19 protein-coding genes are annotated in these 18,695 nt (G+C 61.0%); 7 read left to right on the forward strand and 12 right to left on the reverse strand.

Going from position 1 to position 18,695, the window contains the following annotated elements:
• Positions 1-135 precede the first annotated feature (135 nt).
• From HU765_RS13475 to HU765_RS13495, 5 genes are all read right to left on the reverse strand, one after another.
• Positions 136-480, reverse strand: a complete 345-nt coding sequence (locus HU765_RS13475) for a YegP family protein (RefSeq protein WP_186621072.1) — start codon at positions 478-480, stop codon at positions 136-138.
• Between the two features lie 227 nt (positions 481-707).
• On the reverse strand, positions 708-1,934 hold the full coding sequence (locus HU765_RS13480) for an SAM-dependent methyltransferase (RefSeq protein ID WP_186621074.1): 1,227 nt from the start codon (positions 1,932-1,934) through the stop codon (positions 708-710).
• A 256-nt stretch (positions 1,935-2,190) separates the two neighbouring features.
• Positions 2,191-2,808, reverse strand: a complete 618-nt coding sequence (locus tag HU765_RS13485; protein ID WP_186621076.1) for a TPM domain-containing protein — start codon at positions 2,806-2,808, stop codon at positions 2,191-2,193.
• Between the two features lie 33 nt (positions 2,809-2,841).
• On the reverse strand, positions 2,842-3,576 hold the full coding sequence (locus HU765_RS13490) for a TPM domain-containing protein (protein WP_186621078.1): 735 nt from the start codon (positions 3,574-3,576) through the stop codon (positions 2,842-2,844).
• A gap of 13 nt (positions 3,577-3,589) precedes the next feature.
• Complete coding sequence (locus HU765_RS13495; RefSeq protein WP_186552101.1) at positions 3,590-4,198, reverse strand: LemA family protein; 609 nt, start codon at positions 4,196-4,198, stop codon at positions 3,590-3,592.
• A 259-nt stretch (positions 4,199-4,457) separates the two neighbouring features.
• Here HU765_RS13495 and bglX point away from each other — a divergent pair, with 259 nt between their 5' ends.
• Positions 4,458-6,749, forward strand: coding sequence for a beta-glucosidase BglX (gene bglX / locus HU765_RS13500; protein WP_186621080.1), 2,292 nt, complete (start codon positions 4,458-4,460; stop codon positions 6,747-6,749).
• 134 nt (positions 6,750-6,883) lie between these two features.
• Here bglX and HU765_RS13505 read toward each other — a convergent pair whose 3' ends face one another.
• From HU765_RS13505 to HU765_RS13525, 5 genes are all read right to left on the reverse strand, one after another.
• Complete coding sequence (locus tag HU765_RS13505) at positions 6,884-8,041, reverse strand: phospholipase D-like domain-containing protein (RefSeq protein ID WP_186621082.1); 1,158 nt, start codon at positions 8,039-8,041, stop codon at positions 6,884-6,886.
• Position 8,042: 1 nt separating this feature from the next.
• Complete coding sequence (locus HU765_RS13510; RefSeq protein ID WP_186621084.1) at positions 8,043-8,633, reverse strand: YceI family protein; 591 nt, start codon at positions 8,631-8,633, stop codon at positions 8,043-8,045.
• A 241-nt stretch (positions 8,634-8,874) separates the two neighbouring features.
• The gene (locus tag HU765_RS13515; RefSeq protein WP_186621086.1) at positions 8,875-9,171 is read right to left on the reverse strand and encodes an amidase; all 297 of its coding nucleotides are present in this window, start codon (positions 9,169-9,171) and stop codon (positions 8,875-8,877) included.
• Positions 9,168-10,241, reverse strand: a complete 1,074-nt coding sequence (locus HU765_RS13520) for a serine hydrolase (RefSeq protein ID WP_186621088.1) — start codon at positions 10,239-10,241, stop codon at positions 9,168-9,170. The genes HU765_RS13515 and HU765_RS13520 overlap by 4 nt, the downstream gene beginning before the upstream one ends.
• Positions 10,242-10,406: 165 nt before the next feature.
• Positions 10,407-11,285 carry an acyl-CoA dehydrogenase family protein gene (locus tag HU765_RS13525; protein WP_186621090.1) on the reverse strand — a complete coding sequence of 293 codons (879 nt, stop codon included), beginning with the start codon at positions 11,283-11,285 and terminating at the stop codon, positions 10,407-10,409.
• Positions 11,286-11,438: 153 nt separating this feature from the next.
• Here HU765_RS13525 and olsB point away from each other — a divergent pair, with 153 nt between their 5' ends.
• Positions 11,439-12,194, forward strand: a complete 756-nt coding sequence (gene olsB / locus HU765_RS13530) for an L-ornithine N(alpha)-acyltransferase (RefSeq protein ID WP_186621092.1) — start codon at positions 11,439-11,441, stop codon at positions 12,192-12,194.
• Positions 12,194-12,985: a lysophospholipid acyltransferase family protein gene (locus tag HU765_RS13535; protein WP_186621094.1), complete on the forward strand. Its 792-nt coding sequence runs from the start codon at positions 12,194-12,196 to the stop codon at positions 12,983-12,985. Before olsB ends, HU765_RS13535 begins: the two co-directional genes overlap by 1 nt.
• Before the next feature lie 103 nt (positions 12,986-13,088).
• Here the strand turns inward: HU765_RS13535 and HU765_RS13540 are convergent, their stop codons facing one another.
• Positions 13,089-13,673 (reverse strand): ACP phosphodiesterase, encoded by a 585-nt coding sequence (locus HU765_RS13540; protein ID WP_186552092.1) that lies wholly within the window; start codon positions 13,671-13,673, stop codon positions 13,089-13,091.
• A 168-nt stretch (positions 13,674-13,841) separates the two neighbouring features.
• Here HU765_RS13540 and HU765_RS13545 point away from each other — a divergent pair, with 168 nt between their 5' ends.
• Genes HU765_RS13545 through HU765_RS13555 form a run of 3 tightly spaced genes read left to right on the forward strand, consistent with a single transcriptional unit; the run spans position 13,842 to position 16,423 of the window.
• Positions 13,842-14,144 carry a metalloregulator ArsR/SmtB family transcription factor gene (locus tag HU765_RS13545; protein WP_186552091.1) on the forward strand — a complete coding sequence of 101 codons (303 nt, stop codon included), beginning with the start codon at positions 13,842-13,844 and terminating at the stop codon, positions 14,142-14,144.
• 34 nt (positions 14,145-14,178) lie between these two features.
• A complete protein-coding gene (locus HU765_RS13550; protein WP_186621096.1) occupies positions 14,179-15,345 on the forward strand; it encodes an MFS transporter in 1,167 nt (388 codons plus the stop codon).
• 28 nt (positions 15,346-15,373) lie between these two features.
• On the forward strand, positions 15,374-16,423 hold the full coding sequence (locus HU765_RS13555) for an alkene reductase (protein WP_186552089.1): 1,050 nt from the start codon (positions 15,374-15,376) through the stop codon (positions 16,421-16,423).
• A 212-nt stretch (positions 16,424-16,635) separates the two neighbouring features.
• On the opposite strand, the gene emhR is transcribed toward HU765_RS13555, so the two are convergent.
• Complete coding sequence (emhR, locus tag HU765_RS13560) at positions 16,636-17,268, reverse strand: efflux system transcriptional repressor EmhR (RefSeq protein ID WP_186621098.1); 633 nt, start codon at positions 17,266-17,268, stop codon at positions 16,636-16,638.
• A gap of 266 nt (positions 17,269-17,534) precedes the next feature.
• Between emhR and emhA the strand changes: the two genes are divergently transcribed.
• A complete protein-coding gene (gene emhA, locus HU765_RS13565; protein WP_186621100.1) occupies positions 17,535-18,692 on the forward strand; it encodes an efflux RND transporter periplasmic adaptor subunit EmhA in 1,158 nt (385 codons plus the stop codon).
• Positions 18,693-18,695 lie beyond the last annotated feature (3 nt).

The raw sequence follows: 18,695 nt of genomic DNA on the forward strand, positions 1-18,695 counted from the left end.
GCTCACTCCTACAGATGCAATGCATTCCATTGTGGGAGCGAGCCTGCTCGCGATAGCGGTCCGGCAGGCGACATCTGTGCTGGATCTGATGGCTTTATCGCGAGCAGGCTCACTCCTACAAGGGAAGTGGTGGACTCAGAGGACCGGCAGCGTCTTGTCCTTGATCGTCTTCGTTGCACCGTTCGCCTTCACACTGGCGATGCCTTTATCGCACGCCGCCTGCGATGAATACGCCTCGCTGCTGCCGATGACCTCGTGGTTGGCCGCCTTAAGATTGAAGTAAGGATGGCCATCCTTGGTCGACTTTTTCTCGTAACGTTCATCGACCGCGCTGTTGGTCTGCACCGAGGCAATACCGCCATCGGCCCCGGCGCGCGTGGTGTACAGCTCGCTGGTCAGAATCGTTTCGGCATTGGCCGCTTTCAACACGAACCTGAATTGGCCGTTGCCGCTTTTACTCACTTCGTACCATCCGGACATGCTGGTTTCTCCTGGCGAATGAGAGGTTTCGCGCTTCAGAGTAAAGACCAGTCCGGGCTATCTGTCGCCTGTACCGGCCTCTTCGCGAGCAGGCTCGCTGCCACAGAGAGTTGCATTTCAGAATGTGGGAGGGGGCTTGCTCCCGAAGGCGGCACCACATCCAGCATCTTCGTTGGCTGACATGCTGCATTCGGGACAAGCCCCCTCCCACACGGTTCGGCGGTGAATCAGGCCAGATAGCCGTCAGCGCGCAGTAGGGTTTCCAGGCAATGCTCACTGATCTGGTAGAACGCCTTGAGTTCTTCGATTTTCGTCAGCAGCTGCGTCGGATCGACCGGATCGGCGCGTTTCACGGCGAGAATCATCTTGTTCTTGTTGGTGTGTTCCAGCGAGATGAACTCGAACACCTTGGTCTCGTACCCACAGGCTTCAAGGAACAGTGCGCGCAGGCTGTCGGTGACCATTTCCGCCTGCTGGCCCAGGTGCAGGCCGTATTGCAGCATCGGCTTGAGCAGCGCCGGGCTCTGGATCTGCAAGCGGATCTGCTTGTGGCAGCACGGCGAGCACATGATGATCGACGCGCCCGAACGGATGCCCGTGTGGATCGCGTAGTCCGTGGCGATATCGCAGGCGTGCAGTGCGATCATCACGTCCAGTTGACTCGGCGCCACCGTGCGCACATCGCCGCACTTGAACACCAGGCCCGGGTGCTCCAGCTTTGCCGCCGCCGCGTTGCACAGGTTGACCATTTCTTCGCGCAGCTCGACACCGGTGACTTCGCCCTCGGCCTTGAGGGTGTTGCGCAGATAGTCATGAATGGCGAACGTCAGATAGCCCTTGCCCGAGCCGAAATCCGCAACCCGCACCGGTTTGTCCAGCGCCAGTGGCGACGAGGTCAGCGCGTGGCTGAACACTTCGATGAATTTGTTGATCTGCTTCCACTTGCGCGACATCGCCGGGATCAGCTCATGCTGAGCGTTGGTCACGCCCAGGTCCTTGAGAAACGGCCGGCTCAGTTCCAGAAAGCGGTTTTTCTCGCGGTTGTGCTCGGCGGACGGCGCTTCGCGCAATTGCTGAGGCTTGCTCTTGAACAGCGAGCTCTTGCCCTTTTTGCTGTATTCCAGCTGCGCTTCGTCGGTCAACGCCAGCAAATGCGCATTTTTGAACGAGGTCGGCACCAGCCCGGCAATCGTCGCCACGCCTTCGCTCAACGCCAGGTTCTTGGTGATGTCGCGGGTCTTGTAGCGGTAGACGAAGGACAGGCACGGCTGCGCCTTGACCGTCACTGGCTTGATGATGATCCGTTGCAGATCCGCCTCTGCACCAACATATTTGGCCAGCACCAGTTTGATGAAGCCGTTGTCGTCGAGGCTGGTCTGCAGCAGCTCGATGAACTGGGCGTGGTGATCGGCGGCCGGTTTGGCGGACGGCGCGGAAGAAGCGGAAACGGGCATGGACAAGCGGCCTCGGACGGGCGGGATCGGGAATGGCGGGTATTTTAGGGGGGATGAGAGCGCGGGACACGTGCTTATTTACCCAACGGCAAAATCCATGACACCGAACCCTGTGGCGAGGGGATTTATCCCCGTTCGGCTGCGGAGCAGTCGCCACACCTGAATACTGGGTTTCACTGATACACCGCATGGGGCCGCTTCGCAGCCCAACGGGGATAAATCCCCTCGCCACAAGGAATTGCTGAGTCCGGGAAAATCAGCCGAGGACGACCAACCGATTCGGCAACTCATTGCGCATCTGCGTCACCGGCACGTGCACCTTCAACAACTCACCACACGCCTCCACACACGTCACAAACCCTTCCAGCGTGCGGCCCTGCCGGACCTGTTCGGTAAACGCTGCGACAATCGCGTCCCAGTTGCTGTTATCCAGCCGCTTGGAAATCCCCTCATCCACCAGAATCTCGACATACCGCTCAGCCTCGCAGACAAAAATCAGCATGCCGGTGCCGCCAGCGGTGTGGTGCAGGTTCTGTTCAAGGAACTGCCGCCGCGCCAGGTTCGACGCACGCCAATGGCGTACGCGGCGCGGGACCAGGTGAGTGGTGATCCTGGGCAGGCGAAACAACAGGCACAGCACGATGAACATGCCCCACTGCACCAGCAGCAGGCTGCGCAGGGTCAGCCAGCCAGTGAGGTAATGGACGATGCCGGGCAACACCAGCGCCAACAGGCTGGCCCACAGCAGCGGAATGTACGCATAGTCGTCGGCGCGGGCAGCGAGTACCGTGACCAGTTCGGCGTCGGTGTCGCGCTCGACCCGGGCAATCGCCTCGGCGACTTTGCGTTGTTCGTGTTCAGTCAGTAATGCCATGTCGAAAAGTGCCTGCTCATTATTCTTTTGATGTCACCAGCCGCCGGACGAACCGCCGCCGCCGAAACTGCCCCCGCCGCCGCTGAAGCCCCCGCCACCGCCACCGCCGAAGCCGCCCCCTCCCCCGGAGCCGCCACGACCGGCAGGCAGGATACCGAGCATCTGGCAGACAAACACCGTCAGGATGAACAACATCACCAAAAACATGAACAGCGCCGGGTGCCGCGAGATGAAATCATCGGCCGGGTCGCCGCTGGATTCATACACGGTCGACGGCTCGTCCAGCGGATTGCCGCCCAGCACCACCAGCATCGCCGCGACGCCGTCGCTGATGCCTTTGCTGAAATTGCCGGCCTTGAACGCCGGGGTGATGACCTGATGAATGATCACCGACGATTGCGCATCAGTAAGGCGATCCTCCAGGCCATAGCCGACTTCGATGCGCAGTTTGCGCTCGTCACGGGCGACAATCAGCAGGGCGCCGTTGTTTTTGTCCTTTTGGCCGATGCCCCAATGCCGCCCCAGTTGAACGCCAAAATCCTCGATGGGGGTGCCTTGCAGGTCCGGCACCGTGACCACCACCAATTGCTCGCCAGTGGCCTGTTCGTGGGCCTGCAATTGCTGGCTCAGTTGCGCGCGCACCGACGGCTCGAGCATCTGCGCCTGATCGACCACGCGCCCGCTCAGCGCCGGGAACGTCAATTCGGCCCGGGCGCTGACGGCGAACAGCCACAGCATCAGCACCAGGCCCAGTTTCAACACACGCATGGGCAACCTCGAGTCAGAACTTCACTTCCGGGGCCTTTTCCGCGCCGGGCGTGGTGGCTTCGAAGGTTTCGCGCATTGGCAGATCGCTGTACATCACGCTGTGCCACAGGCGACCGGGGAAGGTGCGGATCTCGGTGTTGTATTTCTGCACTGCCAGAATGAAATCGCGACGCGCCACGGCAATGCGGTTTTCCGTGCCTTCGAGTTGCGATTGCAGGGCGAGGAAGTTCTGGTTGGCCTTGAGGTCCGGATAACGCTCGGAGACCACCATCAAGCGGCTCAACGCACCGGTCAGTTGATCCTGGGCCTGCTGGAACTGCTTGAGCTTCTCGGGATTGTCGAGGGTGCTGGCATCGACCTGAATCGATGTGGCCTTGGCCCGGGCTTCGATCACCGCGGTCAGGGTCTCCTGCTCGTGTGCCGCATAGCCTTTCACCGTTTCCACCAGATTGGGGATCAGGTCGGCACGGCGCTGATACTGGTTCTGCACCTGGCCCCACGCGGCTTTCGCCTGTTCGTCGAGGGTCGGGATATTGTTGATGCCGCACGCAGTCAACAGCGTGGCGAACACCAGCAAAGTCGCGATCTGTAACCGTGAACGATTGGTTGGACTGATAGTCATTGCAGTAATGCTCCATGGCACATTTGATTTAAAAACCGAGCGCTGGACATTCCCGGCCGGCGGTTGGGGCATAATCGGCGCCGCCACTGGCATGCGACGGGTGAATGGGCTAAAAAGTGCCCTTCACGTTCACCCCGCCGCTGTCGGCGGTGGTTTTTGGCTCGGCTATTTTGCGCCGGCACCCGAACAACAATAGTCGCTCCCTACATTTTGGCTGGCCGGTGTTACATCACCGTTTGGGCCCTTGAGAAAAAAATTCATGAAGAAGCTGTGTTTGCTGGGCCTGCTCGTCAGCCTGGCCAGTCATCAGGTACTGGCCGCCACGACCCCGGTTCCTCTGGAAAACAAGGACGCCTTCATCAGCAACCTGATGAAGCAGATGACCCTCGATGAAAAAATCGGCCAGTTGCGCCTGATCAGCATCGGCCCGGAAATGCCCCGTGAGCTGATCCGCAAGGAAATTGCCGCCGGCAACATCGGCGGCACCTTCAACTCGATCACCCGTGCCGAAAACCGTCCGATGCAGGACGCCGCCATGCGCAGTCGCCTGAAGATCCCGATGTTTTTTGCGTACGACGTGATCCACGGTCACCGTACGATTTTCCCGATTCCACTGGCGCTCGCGTCGAGCTGGGACATGGACGCCATCGGCCAGTCCGGTCGTGTTGCCGCCAAAGAAGCCGCCGCCGACAGCCTCGACATCACCTTTGCGCCGATGGTCGATATTTCTCGCGATCCGCGCTGGGGCCGCAGTTCCGAAGGTTTTGGTGAAGATACTTACCTGACCTCACGCATTGCCAGCGTCATGGTCAAGGCCTATCAGGGCCAGACCCCGAGCGCGGCCGATAGCATCATGGCCAGCGTCAAGCACTTCGCCCTGTACGGCGCGGTTGAAGGCGGTCGCGACTACAACACCGTCGACATGAGCCCGGTGAAGATGTACCAGGATTATCTGCCGCCCTACCGCGCCGCGATCGATGCCGGCGCCGGTGGCGTGATGGTGGCGTTGAATTCAATCAACGGCATTCCGGCCACCGCCAACACCTGGCTGATGAACGACCTGCTGCGCAGGGATTGGGGCTTCAAGGGCCTGGCGGTCAGCGACCACGGCGCCATTTTTGAACTGATCAAGCACGGCGTCGCGCGCGACGGTCGGGAAGCGGCGAAGCTGGCGATCAAGGCCGGCATCGACATGAGCATGAACGACACCCTCTATGGCAAAGAATTGCCGGGGCTGCTCAAGTCCGGTGACATCGAGCAGAAGGACATCGACAACGCCGTGCGCGAGGTGCTCGCAGCCAAGTACGACATGGGCCTGTTCAAGGACCCGTATCTGCGCATCGGCAAGGCTGCGGATGATCCGGCCGACACCTACGCCGAAAGCCGCCTGCACCGCGCCGAGGCGCGCGAGGTAGCGCGTCGCAGCCTGGTGCTGCTGAAGAACCAGAATGAAACCCTGCCGCTGAAGAAGACCGCGAAAGTCGCGCTGGTCGGCCCGTTGGCCAAGGCGCCGATCGACATGATGGGCAGTTGGGCGGCCGCCGGGCGTCCGGCACAATCGGTCACGCTGTTTGATGGCATGCGTTCGCTGATCGGCGACAAGGCCAACCTGATCTACGCCCGTGGCGCCAACATCACGGGCGACAAGAAGGTCCTCGACTACCTGAACTTCCTCAACTTCGATGCGCCGGAAGTCGTCGATGACCCACGCCCGGCCAGCGTGCTGATCGACGAAGCAGTGAAAGCCGCGAAAGACGCTGATGTGATCGTGGCTGCCGTTGGCGAGTCCCGTGGCATGTCTCACGAATCCTCCAGCCGTACCGACCTGAACATCCCGGAAACTCAGCGCGAGCTGATCCGCGCGCTGAAAGCCACCGGCAAGCCGCTGGTGCTGGTGTTGATGAATGGCCGCCCGCTGACCATTCTTGAAGAGAACCAGTCCGCCGACGCCATTCTGGAAACCTGGTTCAGCGGCACCGAGGGCGGCAACGCCATTGCCGACGTGCTGTTCGGTGACTACAACCCGTCGGGCAAACTGCCGGTGACCTTCCCGCGCTCCGTGGGCCAGATTCCGACTTACTACAATCACCTGAGCATTGGCCGGCCGTTCACCCCGGGCAAGCCGGGCAACTACACCTCACAGTATTTCGATGACACGACCGGCCCGCTGTTTCCGTTCGGTTATGGCTTGAGCTACACCACCTTCGCCCTGAGCGACATGGCGCTGTCCTCGACTACCCTGAACGCCACCGGCAAGCTCGACGCCAGCGTCATGGTCAAGAACACCGGCAAGCGTGATGGCGAAACCGTGGTGCAGTTGTACATTCAGGACGTCACCGGTTCGATGATCCGCCCGGTCAAAGAACTGAAGAACTTCCAGAAAATCATGCTCAAGGCCGGCGAACAAAAGGTCGTGCACTTCACCATCACCGAGGATGACCTGAAGTTCTACAACGCCCAGCTCAAGTACGCGGCCGAGCCTGGCAAGTTCAACGTGCAGATCGGCCTGGATTCGCAGGCGGTGACGCAGCAGAGCTTCGAACTGCTGTAATCCCGGGAACAGCGCAAAACCATGTGGGAGGGGGCTTGCTCCCGAAGGCGGTGCATCAGCTAAATCCATGCTGAATGACACTCCGCCTTCGGGAGCAAGCCCCCTCCCACATTGGGAACGATCATCGGGGGGCGTTATCCGCGTTTATCGAGGATGTTGACCACCAGCCGATCCACCCATCCCCACACCCGCTGCTTGACCCGCCGCCACAACGGCCGGCGCCGCCACTCTTCCAGACTCACCTGCTGACTGAGGGCGAAATCCTTGACGAAGCTCGCCTCGACCGCCGCCGTCAGGGGCGGATCCAGCGCCTCCAGATTTGCCTCCAGATTGAAGCGCAGGTTCCAGTGATCGAAGTTGCAGGAACCGATGCTCACCCAATCGTCCACCAGCACCATTTTCAAGTGCAGAAAGCACGGCTGGTATTCAAAGATCTGCACCCCGGCCTTGAGCAGGCGCGGGTAATAACGATGGCCGGCGTAACGCACCGACGGATGATCGGTGCGCGGCCCGGTCAGCAGCAAACGCACGTCGACGCCGCGGGCAGCGGCCTTGCGCAGGGACCGGCGGATTTTCCAGGTTGGCAGGAAATACGGCGTGGCCATCCAGATGCGGTGCTGGCCGCTATTCAATGCGCGGAACAGCGATTGCAAAATGTCGCGGTGCTGACGGGCATCGGCGTAAGCCACGCGGCCCATGCCCTCGCCTTTGTCCGGGACTCGCGGCAAGCGCGGCAAACCGAAATGCGCCGCCGGGCGCCAGGCGCGGCGATAGCGGTTGGCGATCCATTGCCGATCAAACAGCAACTGCCAGTCGATCACCAGCGGCCCGCTGATCTGCACCATCACCTCGTGCCACTCGCTGACATCAAAGCCCGGCGTCCAGAACTCATCAGTAACGCCAGTGCCACCGACCACCGCCAGGCACTGATCGACCAGGAGCAATTTGCGGTGATCACGATAGAAATTGCCGACCCAGCGCCGCCAGCTCAAGCGATTGTAGAAACGCAGCTCCACCCCTGCCTGCGTCAAGCGCTGGCGCAATGTGAGGGTGAATGCGAGGCTGCCGTAATCATCGAACAGGCAACGCACGCGCACGCCGCGCTCAGCCGCCAGCACCAGCGCCTGGACGATGGTGTCGGCACAGGCGCCGGCCTCGACCAGGTACAGCTCCAGTTCGATCTGCTCTTTGGCGCCCGCGATGTGCTCGAGCATTCGCGGAAAAAACTGCGGGCCGTCGATCAACAGCTCGAAACGGTTGCCGTCGCGCCAGGGGAACACTGCACCGCGCACGTCAGCGCGCCGTGAAGATCAGCACCGCACCCACCGGCACCGACAGACTGATGGCCGACAGCCCGGCCAGTTTACGCAGACTCTCCAGACCTGGCGCGAGGTCGAAATCCTCGGCATTGATCACCAGCGGCTCCAGCGTCACCACTTGAAAGCGCCGGTCATCCAGGCGCGTAGCCAGCAACTCGGCCGGGTATTCGTGCTGTTTGCCGTGCAGTTTGACGGTCAGTGGCAGGCGCAACTCCAGCTGCGCACCGGGGGCCAGATCGTTGATCGGACGCAGGTCGATCTGGGTGCTGATGGTTGCGTCGGGGAATTGCTCGATCTGGAACAGCTCCTTGCGCATGCGCTCATCGCGCAGCGGGATGCCGCTGTTGATCGAGTCCAGCTCGACTTCGACTTCGGCGCGACCGTTGGGGTCGACTTTGCCGTGCAGCACCAGAAAGCGCTGCACTTCGGACACGTTGGCGTTTTTCGTGCTGACGAATGACAGCCGTGAAGACTCGCCGTCCAGATACCAATTGGCGTGTGCCGGCAAGGCAGCGGCGGCCAGCAGCAGACTGGCGCAAATCTTATCGAGGGAGCGGTTGAACATTGAAGACTCGTGGGGGTGATAAACCTGCACGAACCTTAACCGCCCATGGGGTTATTGCAAACATCCAGAGCAAAAGATCACAGCCTGTGACAGCGGCTGCAGGGGAATGCATTGCAACTGTGGGAGCGGGCTTGCTCGCGAAAGCGGTGTATCAGGTAACAACTGTTCAGGCTGACATGACGCCTTCGCGAGCAAGCCCGCTCCCACAGGGGGAATTTGTTTGCAGGGAGAACGGGTGTGGTCAGGGATTAAGGCGGCAGCCTTGGCGTTCGCTCAGCCACTGCGCGTTGTTGCTGCGGCCCATGCCACTGACGCTGACGGTTTTGCTGGACGCTTCATCGCTGAAGCTACTGATGGGCAGCCACTGCTTCACGTAACCACGGCAGTACTCGGCGTCGTTGTTCATCACATAACGGCACGAGCAATATTCCTTAGCGGTGTAGGCGCTGATGATGTCCGGGAAGGCCCAAAGGTTCTCGCGCTCATAAAAGCTCCAGCCGAGCAGCGCCACCAGCAGCAGCAACAGAAATCGCTTCATGGCCGCACCGCCTGCAACACGCGCTTGAGCAGTTCGTTGTGGTTATAGCTGCCGTCACGATCATCGCCGTAACGCACGATCACCAATTGCTCGCTGGGAATCACATACAGCGCCTGGCCCCAATGGCCGAGGGCGGCGAAGGCGTCGGGCGGTGCGTCGGGCCACGGTGATGATGCGCCCTCGACAGGACGGTTAAGCCACCAATGGCCGCCGGGCACGGCATCGTCCTGATGCGCCTTGTAACCTGTAAAAGGTTTGAGGTTGAACGCGACCCAATCCTTGGGCAGCAATTGTCGCTCGTTCCAGCGTCCGCCTCGCGCCATCAACAGACCGACCCGCGCCAGATCACGTGCAGTTAGATAGGCATAGGACGAAGCGACAAAAGTGCCGTTTGCATCGGTTTCCCAAACGGCGTGGCGAATGCCCAGCGGCTCGAACAGCGCTGTCCACGGATAGTCCGGATAACGCTGCGGGCCAACCATGGTTTTCAGCGCGGCGGCGAGCAAATTGCTGTCGCCGCTGGAATAACGGAAAGCTTGCCCTGGCGCCGCGTAGGCGTCGTGCTCGGCGGTAAATCCGGCCATGTCGCGATGGCCGCGGGTGTAGAGCATCGCCACCACCGAGGATTTCAGCGGGGCATATTCGTAATCTTCCTGCCAGTCCAGACCCGAGGCCCAATTCAGCAGATTGGCAAGGATGATGGTCGGGTGTTTTTCCAGCGCCGGGTAAAATTTCAGCGCAGGATCGTCGAGTTTGAACAGGCCTTCGCCGTAGGCCATACCGAGGACGGTAGCCAACAGGCTTTTGCTGACCGACCAGGTCAGGTGCGGGGTCTGTTCGGTGGTCGGGCCGGCGTAGCGTTCGTAGATAATCTGGCCGTCGCGGATGATCAGCAAGGCGTCGGTGCGGATGCCTTGGCGGGTGGATTCATCACGGGTTGGGAAGGCGTAGTTTTCCAAATCGGTAACGGCAGTGATCTGCGGACCGACCGACCATTGTTCACCGGGCCATTGTTCGGCCTGGGCGGTGAGGCTGATCAGCAGCAGGAACAGAGACAGGCCTTTGAACATGGTGGGGGCTCGGGGGTGGGTCTGCTGAGATTAGGCGGGATTCATGACAGGTTGGTGGCGTTTCATATATTGCTATCGCGAGCAGGCTCACTCCTACAGTTCATCGCATTTCAACTGAAGAAATGCGGTCCCCTGTAGGAGTGAGCCTGCTCGCGATGCGGCCCTTCAGGTCACTGCCAAAGCCTGGGTCAGCCGCTTGGCCCTCGCCCCCGTCGCCAATTGCATCACGCCCTTGTCCCGCTGCCACATCTGCGCCCACTCCGCCGGGCCCTCGGCCAGCGCCTGATTCACCTCCCCCTCCAGCGCTTCAAACTGCGCAAACAACCCACCCAAAAGCACATGCCCGGCCGGATTGTTCGGCGGTTGCCGACTGACCTCGGCGCACCCGGCCAGTAGCGCCAGCAAACGCAGTTGCAGTGCCTGCGGCCAGTCGCTGTCCTGGCCGACACCGTACAACCACGCGGTCATGGCGCTGAGCACGTAAACATCTTCGAGGGTGCGAAACGGTTTGACGTAAGCGTCCCAGCCATCGCCGGCGAGCAATTCGCACAGCGCGCCATCGAGGTGCAGCCGCCCATGGCTGATGTCGGGCATCAACGGCAACGCCGGCAGTTTTTCCACCTTCACGCCAGGTTCGCCGGGATAGACCACCGCCAGACTCAGGCGCGGCGCTTCGCCGGGTGATTCGCTGCGCGCTGCAATCAGCAGCCAGTCCGCCGCATCGCCAGCGGTGACGAAATCCTTGCGCCCGCTCAAGCGCAAATCGGTTAACCGCGTCTGCATCTCCGCCGGGCGCAGGCTGCGCTGTTCGGTCGCACACAAGGCACCGAGGCTCAGCGGCGCGCTCGGCCACAACATGCGCAACGCCGCCTGATAACCGACCAGAAACGCCAGCCCTGGCGTCGCCATGCGCCGACCGCCCGCGACCGCCAATTCGAAAGGCGTGACGCTGCCCAACGCCTGTAACAACGTCGCAAAACCCTCCGCCAGGTCAGCAACAGCGGGCAAGCGTTCACGGCTGTGCAGCAAATCTGACCAGGGCATAAGCGGCTCCTTTTGGGCTGTCATATAAGCATCACCGAACGTTCATGGCGATGACACCGGGGCTACATAGCCTGACTTTGCACAACACGGCTGCATAAAGAAAGTCGATCGGCTGCAACCCACGACGGGTTCAAGGCCCGTACGGAGATTCACATGACGCAAATCGCCCGCATCAGCGACACCGGCAATGAACGCCGCCTGCAAGCCGAACGCCTGATCGGCGCCCAGGCTTTGCAGCAAGCCCAGGCCCTGCGCTTCAACGTCTTTAGCGGCGAGTTCAACGCCAAACTCAAAGGCGCGGAGCTGGGTCTGGACATGGATGATTATGATGTTCACTGCAGCCACATCGGCGTGCGTGACCTGAATACCGGGCGCCTGGTGGCGACCACGCGTCTGCTCGATCACACCGCTGCCAGCAGCCTCGGCAAGTTTTACAGCGAAGAAGAATTCAGCCTGCACGGCCTCGCGCATCTGCAGGGCCCGATCCTGGAAATCGGCCGCACCTGCGTCGACCCGGCCTATCGCAACGGCGGCACTATCGCTGTGCTCTGGGGCGAATTGGCCGAAGTGCTCAATCAAGGTGGCTACAGCTATTTGATGGGCTGCGCGAGCATTCCGATGCAGGACGGCGGCATTCAGGCCCACGCGATCATGCAGCGTCTGCGCGAGCGTTACCTGTGTACCGAACACCTGCGCGCCGAGCCGAAAAAACCGCTGCCGACACTGGATATTCCATCGAACGTCATCGCCGAAATGCCGCCGCTGCTCAAGGCCTACATGCGTCTGGGCGCGAAGATCTGCGGCGAGCCGTGCTGGGACGAAGACTTCCAGGTCGCCGACGTGTTCATCCTGCTCAAGCGCGACGAACTCTGCCCGCGCTACGCCAAGCACTTCAAGGCGGCCGTGTGATGAGCCGGCTGCGGGTGTACGCGCGAATCGCGCGAGTGCTGCTGGTGGTGACGCTGGGGCTGACCATGGCCAGCGTCTTCGGTGTGTTCGAACGGATCGGTCTGGCACACTCGATGGAGCGTCGCCAGCGCTGGTCGCGCTTCTTCATGGCACGCCTGGGCAACGCCCTGCCCTTTCGCGTGACGGTGCATGGCGAGCTGCCGAAACAGCCGATGCTGTGGGTCAGCAATCACGTGTCGTGGACCGACATTCCGCTGCTGGGCATGCTCACGCCGCTGTCATTTCTGTCCAAGGCCGAAGTGCGCACCTGGCCGGTGGCCGGCTGGCTCGCGGCCAAGGCCGGCAGCCTGTTCATCCGTCGCGGCGCCGGCGACAGCCAGTTGATCCGCAAACAGATGACCCGTCACCTGCAAACCGATCACGCCTTGCTGATGTTCCCCGAAGGCACCACCACCGACGGCCGCTCGCTGCGCACTTTTCATGGTCGCTTGCTGTCGGCCGCGATTGATTCCGAGGTGTTGCTGCAACCGGTAGCGATCCGTTATCTGCGTGATGGCGAAATCGATGGGCTGGCGCCGTTCATTGGCGACGATGATTTGCTCTCGCACTTGATGCGCCTGTTCAGCCAAGACTGCGGCGATGTCGAAGTACATTTGCTCAAACCGATCGCGTGTCAGGGTCGTGAGCGTGCAGCGCTGGCGTTCGAGGCGCAGCAGGCGGTGCAGAAGGCGTTGTTTGGATCGGTTCCGGACACCCGACAATCGCCGATGCGCCCGGCAATCGCTGCCTGAAACACAGATCCCCTGTAGGAGTGAGCCTGCTCGCGATAGCGGTCTATCAGTCGATGCAACTGTGACTGACAGACCGCTATCGCGAGCAGGCTCACTCCTACAATTAGATTTTCGGTGGTTTCGCGTTTTGTGCGAAATCCTGCAGTTGCGGGTAGAACAAACTGAAGTCTTCGCTCAGCGGTTCATACAAGCGCCGCAATTCCTCCATCGCGCCCGCCAGCTCTTCAGGCCTGGTCAACCGTCGCGAGATCCCCCGCAGCACCTGTTCCAGCACTTCAAATTCGCGATATGAACCCAGCCAGTCGTTGGCAACCATGTGCGGCGCGATCTTCGCCAGGCGTTCGGGCAATTGCCGTTCGCGAGACAGCACCTGATACACGTCAGCGGTGAACAGCTCCAGCGGCCGATCGGCATAGCTCGACCAATCCCGCGCCAGGCAATGATCGAAAAACACATCGAGGACGATCCCGGCGTAACGTCGCCGGGTCTGAGAAAAACGTCCCAAGGCGATATCCACCAACGGGTGACGGTCGGTGAACACGTCAATGCGCCGATGCAGTTGAATCGCTGCCTCGATCTCCGGGGCAAACTGCCCTTGCAGGCGCCCTTTGACGAAGTCGCCATACAGGCTGCCGAGCAGCTGGCCGGGGCGCTGGCCACCGAGGTGCAAATGTGCGAGATAGTTCATGGGCGCAGCTTAGCACTGCGTCCGCCCCGCCATCACCTCAATATCGTTATAACCCGATATAGCGATTTATAAGTTTGTCAGACCGATTTCCTATTGGTATATCGCGATCTAACGATTTAAAGTTCGCCTCATCGCGATATATCGCCACTGCCAACATGAGTCCAAGCCATGAACCTCGACCTCGACGAAATAATAAAAGCCCTGGCGCACCCAGTACGGCGAGACATCCTCAACTGGCTGAAGAATCCGAAAGCCGAGTTTCCCGAGCAGTTGCACAACCACGAATACGGCATCTGCGCCGGACAGATCGATCAACGCTGCGGCCTGTCGCAATCGACCGTGTCGGCGCATCTGGCAACGCTGCAACGGGCCGGGCTGATCAGCAGCCAGAAGGCCGGGCAGTGGCATTTTTTCAGACGTAACGAGGACGTCATCCAGGCGTTTCTCAACACCCTCAGTAAAGAGCTCTGACCCTTAACGTCAGCCAGCCGACAAGGAACCCCGCATGCCCCTCTCGCTCCTCATCCTGGCCCTGAGCGCCTTCGCCATCGGCACCACCGAGTTCGTCATCATGGGCCTGCTGCCCGATGTGGCGGCCGATCTCGGTGTGTCGATTCCCGGTGCCGGCTGGCTGGTTACCGGTTACGCCCTTGGCGTGGCCATCGGCGCACCGTTCATGGCGCTGGCCACTGCGAAGCTGCCGCGCAAGGCCGCGCTGGTGGCGTTGATGGGCATCTTTATTGTCGGCAACCTGCTCTGCGCCATCGCCAGCGATTACAACGTGCTGATGTTCGCCCGCGTGGTCACCGCACTGTGTCACGGCGCGTTCTTCGGCATCGGTTCGGTGGTGGCGGCCGGTCTGGTCGCACCGAACAAACGTGCTTCGGCGGTGGCCTTGATGTTCACCGGCCTGACCCTGGCCAACGTGCTGGGCGTACCGCTGGGCACGGCGTTGGGTCAGGAAGCCGGCTGGCGTTCGACCTTCTGGGCGGTGACTGTGATTGGCGTGATCGCGCTGATCGGCCTGATCCGTTTCCTGCCGGCCAAGCGTGACGAAGAAAAGCTCGACATGCGCGCCGAACTCGCCGCCCTCAAAGGCGCCGGCATCTGGCTGTCGCTGAGCATGACCGCGCTGTTCGCCGCCTCGGTGTTCACCCTGTTCACTTACGTTGCGCCGCTGCTCGGCGAAGTCACCGGCGTCTCGCCGCGTGGCGTGACCTGGACGCTGATGCTGATCGGCCTGGGCCTGACCGTCGGCAATATCATCGGCGGCAAGCTCGCGGACAAAGGCATGGCCGCCACGCTGATCGGCGTGTTCATTGCCATGGCCGTGGTCTCCACCGTGCTGAGCTGGACCAGCGTTGCGCTGATCCCGACCGAAATCACCCTGTTCCTCTGGGCCACCGCGTGTTTCGCCGCCGTGCCGGCGCTGCAAGTCAACGTGGTGACCTTCGGCAAAGCTGCACCCAATCTGGTCTCGACCCTGAACATCGGCGCCTTCAACGTCGGCAACGCCCTCGGCGCCTGGGTCGGTGGCAGCGTCATCGCCCACGGCTACGGCCTGACCCGCGTGCCGCTCGCAGCCGCCGCGCTGGCCGTGCTCGCGCTGCTGGTGACCCTGATTACCTTCCGCCAGAACGGCAATGCCGAGCTGGCCCCTGCTTCCAACTGATCAACTTCCCTTCAAGAGGCTTATAGACATGGCGACTATTTTCGATCCCATCAAACTCGGCGACATCGAGCTGAGCAACCGCATCATCATGGCCCCGCTGACCCGTTGCCGCGCCGACGAAGGCCGCGTACCCAACGCACTGATGGCTGAATATTACGTACAACGCGCCTCGGCCGGCCTGATCCTCAGCGAAGCCACATCGGTAACGCCGATGGGCGTCGGCTACCCGGACACCCCGGGCATCTGGTCCAACGATCAAGTGCGTGGCTGGGCCAACGTCACCAAGGCGATTCACGCTGCCGGCGGCAAGATCTTCCTGCAGCTGTGGCATGTCGGCCGCATCTCCCACCCGTCGTACCTCAACGGTGAAGCACCGGTCGCGCCAAGCGCCATCCAGCCCAAGGGCCATGTCAGCCTGGTGCGCCCACTGGCGGACTATCCGACCCCGCGCGCGCTTGAAACCGCTGAAATCGCCGACATCGTCGACGCCTACCGCACCGGTGCCGAGAACGCCAAAGCCGCCGGTTTCGACGGCGTGGAAATCCACGGCGCCAACGGTTATCTGCTCGATCAGTTCCTGCAAAGCAGCACTAACCAACGCACCGACCACTACGGCGGCTCGCTGGAAAACCGTGCGCGCCTGCTGCTGGAAGTGACGGATGCCGCGATCGAAGTCTGGGGCGCCGGCCGCGTGGGTGTGCACCTGGCACCGCGTGCGGATTCCCACGACATGGGCGATGACAACCTCGCCGAGACCTTCACTTACGTCGCCCGTGAACTGGGCAAGCGCGGCATCGCCTTTATCTGCTCGCGCGAAAAAGAAGGCGCCGACAGCCTCGGCCCACAGCTGAAAGAAGCGTTCGGTGGCCCTTACATCGCCAACGAAAAATTCACCAAAGAAAGCGCCAACGCCTGGCTGGCCGCAGGCAAGGCTGACGCAGTGGCGTTCGGCGTGCCATTCATTGCCAACCCGGATCTGCCGGCACGCCTGAAGGCTGATGCGCCGCTCAATGAGCCGCATCCGGAAACCTTCTATGGCAAGGGTCCGGTGGGTTACATCGACTATCCGACGCTGTAAGCCATACCCTGGAAACGCAAAAGCCCCCGACTTGTGAGAGTCGGGGGCTTTTTGTTGTTGCCGGAGGATGAGGGCAAGTGGCGAAACACGGTTTCACAAGGGCGACACAATTTCCCTACAAAATGCAGGGCTCGCTACGTTTAAACTCCCCCGTCGCGATCATCAGCCATGCCGGCTGATTGACATCCCCATGGCCCATTGCGCATTTTGTTTCATTTGCGCAGGCTGGGGCTCAGGCGCAGCATGTCCAGCCCGGTGTCGACCCAGCGTTCAGCTTCTGTATGCAGGTCAAAACCGTCCGGTGCCAGCAGCCAGCCATATAGAAGGCCATCGATGTAGGCGTGAATACTGATGGCCGCGCGGGCGGTGTCGAGATCTGCCGGCAACTGGCCGCGATTCACCGCATTGCGCAGGGTCAGGCCGATGCGCACATTGCAGTCGAGGCTGGCTGTCCGGCGCTGCTGGCGCAGATCGCACATTTCATCGGTGAACTCGCATTTATGAAACAGAATTTCGTTGATGCGCCGGGTTTTCGGGTCCAGCGCAACTTGATGAAACAAATGAATCAGCAATTTGCGCATACAGCCCAATGGATCGAGTTCGTCCTCGCTTTCACTGGCCTTGGCCAATTCATCCAGCGGCTCATGCAGACTGTCGAGCATGGCCTGAACCAGATCGGCCTTGTTGCTGAAATGCCAGTAGATGGCACCGCGCGTGACACCGGCCAGGGTCGCGATGTCCGCCAGGGTGGTGCGGGCGACCCCCCTTTCATAAAAGGCCTTCTCAGCCGCTTCCAGAATCTGGCTGCGGGTTTCTTGAGCTTCCTCTTTGGTACGACGGACCATGGCAGTAAAACCTCAAACAGGACGTTTCAGGGATGGCTGAATATCCGCTGAATAAAGAGGGGGCGATTTCTCATGAATCGACTCCCCGGCCTACAATTTCAAACCTTGCGACGACTTTTGTAACAGGGTGGGTACGCGGCGCAGGTATTTACAAACAACCATGAACGTAAGTATATTCCTTAGCAAGCTACTTATCCACCCGGTGCCCGATTTTTACTTTTCCACACTTCTTGTGCGCTTTTCGCGCGCCTGACCCGAGGATCTACATGCAATTCAAGCCAGCTGTTACCGCCCTGGTCACTGCCGTCGCCCTGGCATCGCTGCTCAGCGGATGTAAAAAGGAAGAAGCGGCCCCGGCCGCTCCGCCTCCTCAGGTCGGCGTCGTCACTCTGCAACCACAAGCTTTCACGCTCACCTCGGAACTGCCGGGCCGCACCAGTGCGTTCCGCATCGCCGAAGTGCGTCCGCAGGTCAACGGCATCATTCTCAAGCGTCTGTTCAAGGAAGGCGGCGACGTCAAAGCCGGCCAGCAGCTGTATCAGATCGATCCGTCGGTCTATGAAGCGACCCTGAAAAGCGCCGAGGCCAACCTGCGTTCGACCAAGTCGATTTCCGACCGCTATAAGCAACTGGTCGATGAGCAAGCCGTCAGCCGTCAGGAATACGACACTGCCGTGGCCAATCGCATGGAGTCGGAAGCGTCACTGCAAAGCGCGCAGATCAATGTCCGTTACACCAAGGTTTACGCGCCGATTTCCGGTCGTATCGGCCGCTCTTCGGTGACCGAAGGTGCGTTGGTCAGCAACGGCCAGACCGATGCCATGGCCGTGATTCAGCAGCTCGACCCGATCTATGTCGACGTCACCCAATCGTCGGTCGAACTGCTGGAGCTGCGCCGCGAACTGGAAAGCGGCCGTCTGCAAAAGGCTGGCGACAACGCCGCCAAGGTCAAGCTGACCCTGGAAGACGGCAGTCAGTACAAGCTCGACGGCAAGCTGGAGTTCTCCGAAGTCTCGGTTGACCAGACCACCGGTTCGGTGACTTTGCGCGCCGTGTTCCCGAACCCGGATCACACCCTGCTGCCGGGCATGTTTGTGCACGCCCAGTTGCAGGCCGGTGTTAACAGCGCCGCGATCCTCGCGCCTCAGCAAGGCGTGACCCGCGACCTCAAAGGCACGCCGACCGCACTGGTTGTAGGCGCCGACAACAAGGTTGAGCTGCGTCAGCTCAAGGCCAGCCGCACCGTCGGCAGCCAGTGGCTGATCGAAGACGGCCTGAAAGCCGGCGATCGTCTGATCACCGAAGGCTTGCAGTACGTCAAACCGGGCGTTGAGGTCAAAGCGACCGAAGCGACCAACGTCGGCACCAAGAACCCGGCCCCCGCTCAGGCAGCTGATAAAGCCGCCGGCGGCCAAGGGGAGTAACTC

Source organism: Pseudomonas sp. SWRI81 (assembly GCF_014268545.1).
GTDB classification, from domain to species: Bacteria; Pseudomonadota; Gammaproteobacteria; order Pseudomonadales; family Pseudomonadaceae; genus Aquipseudomonas; species Aquipseudomonas hamedanensis.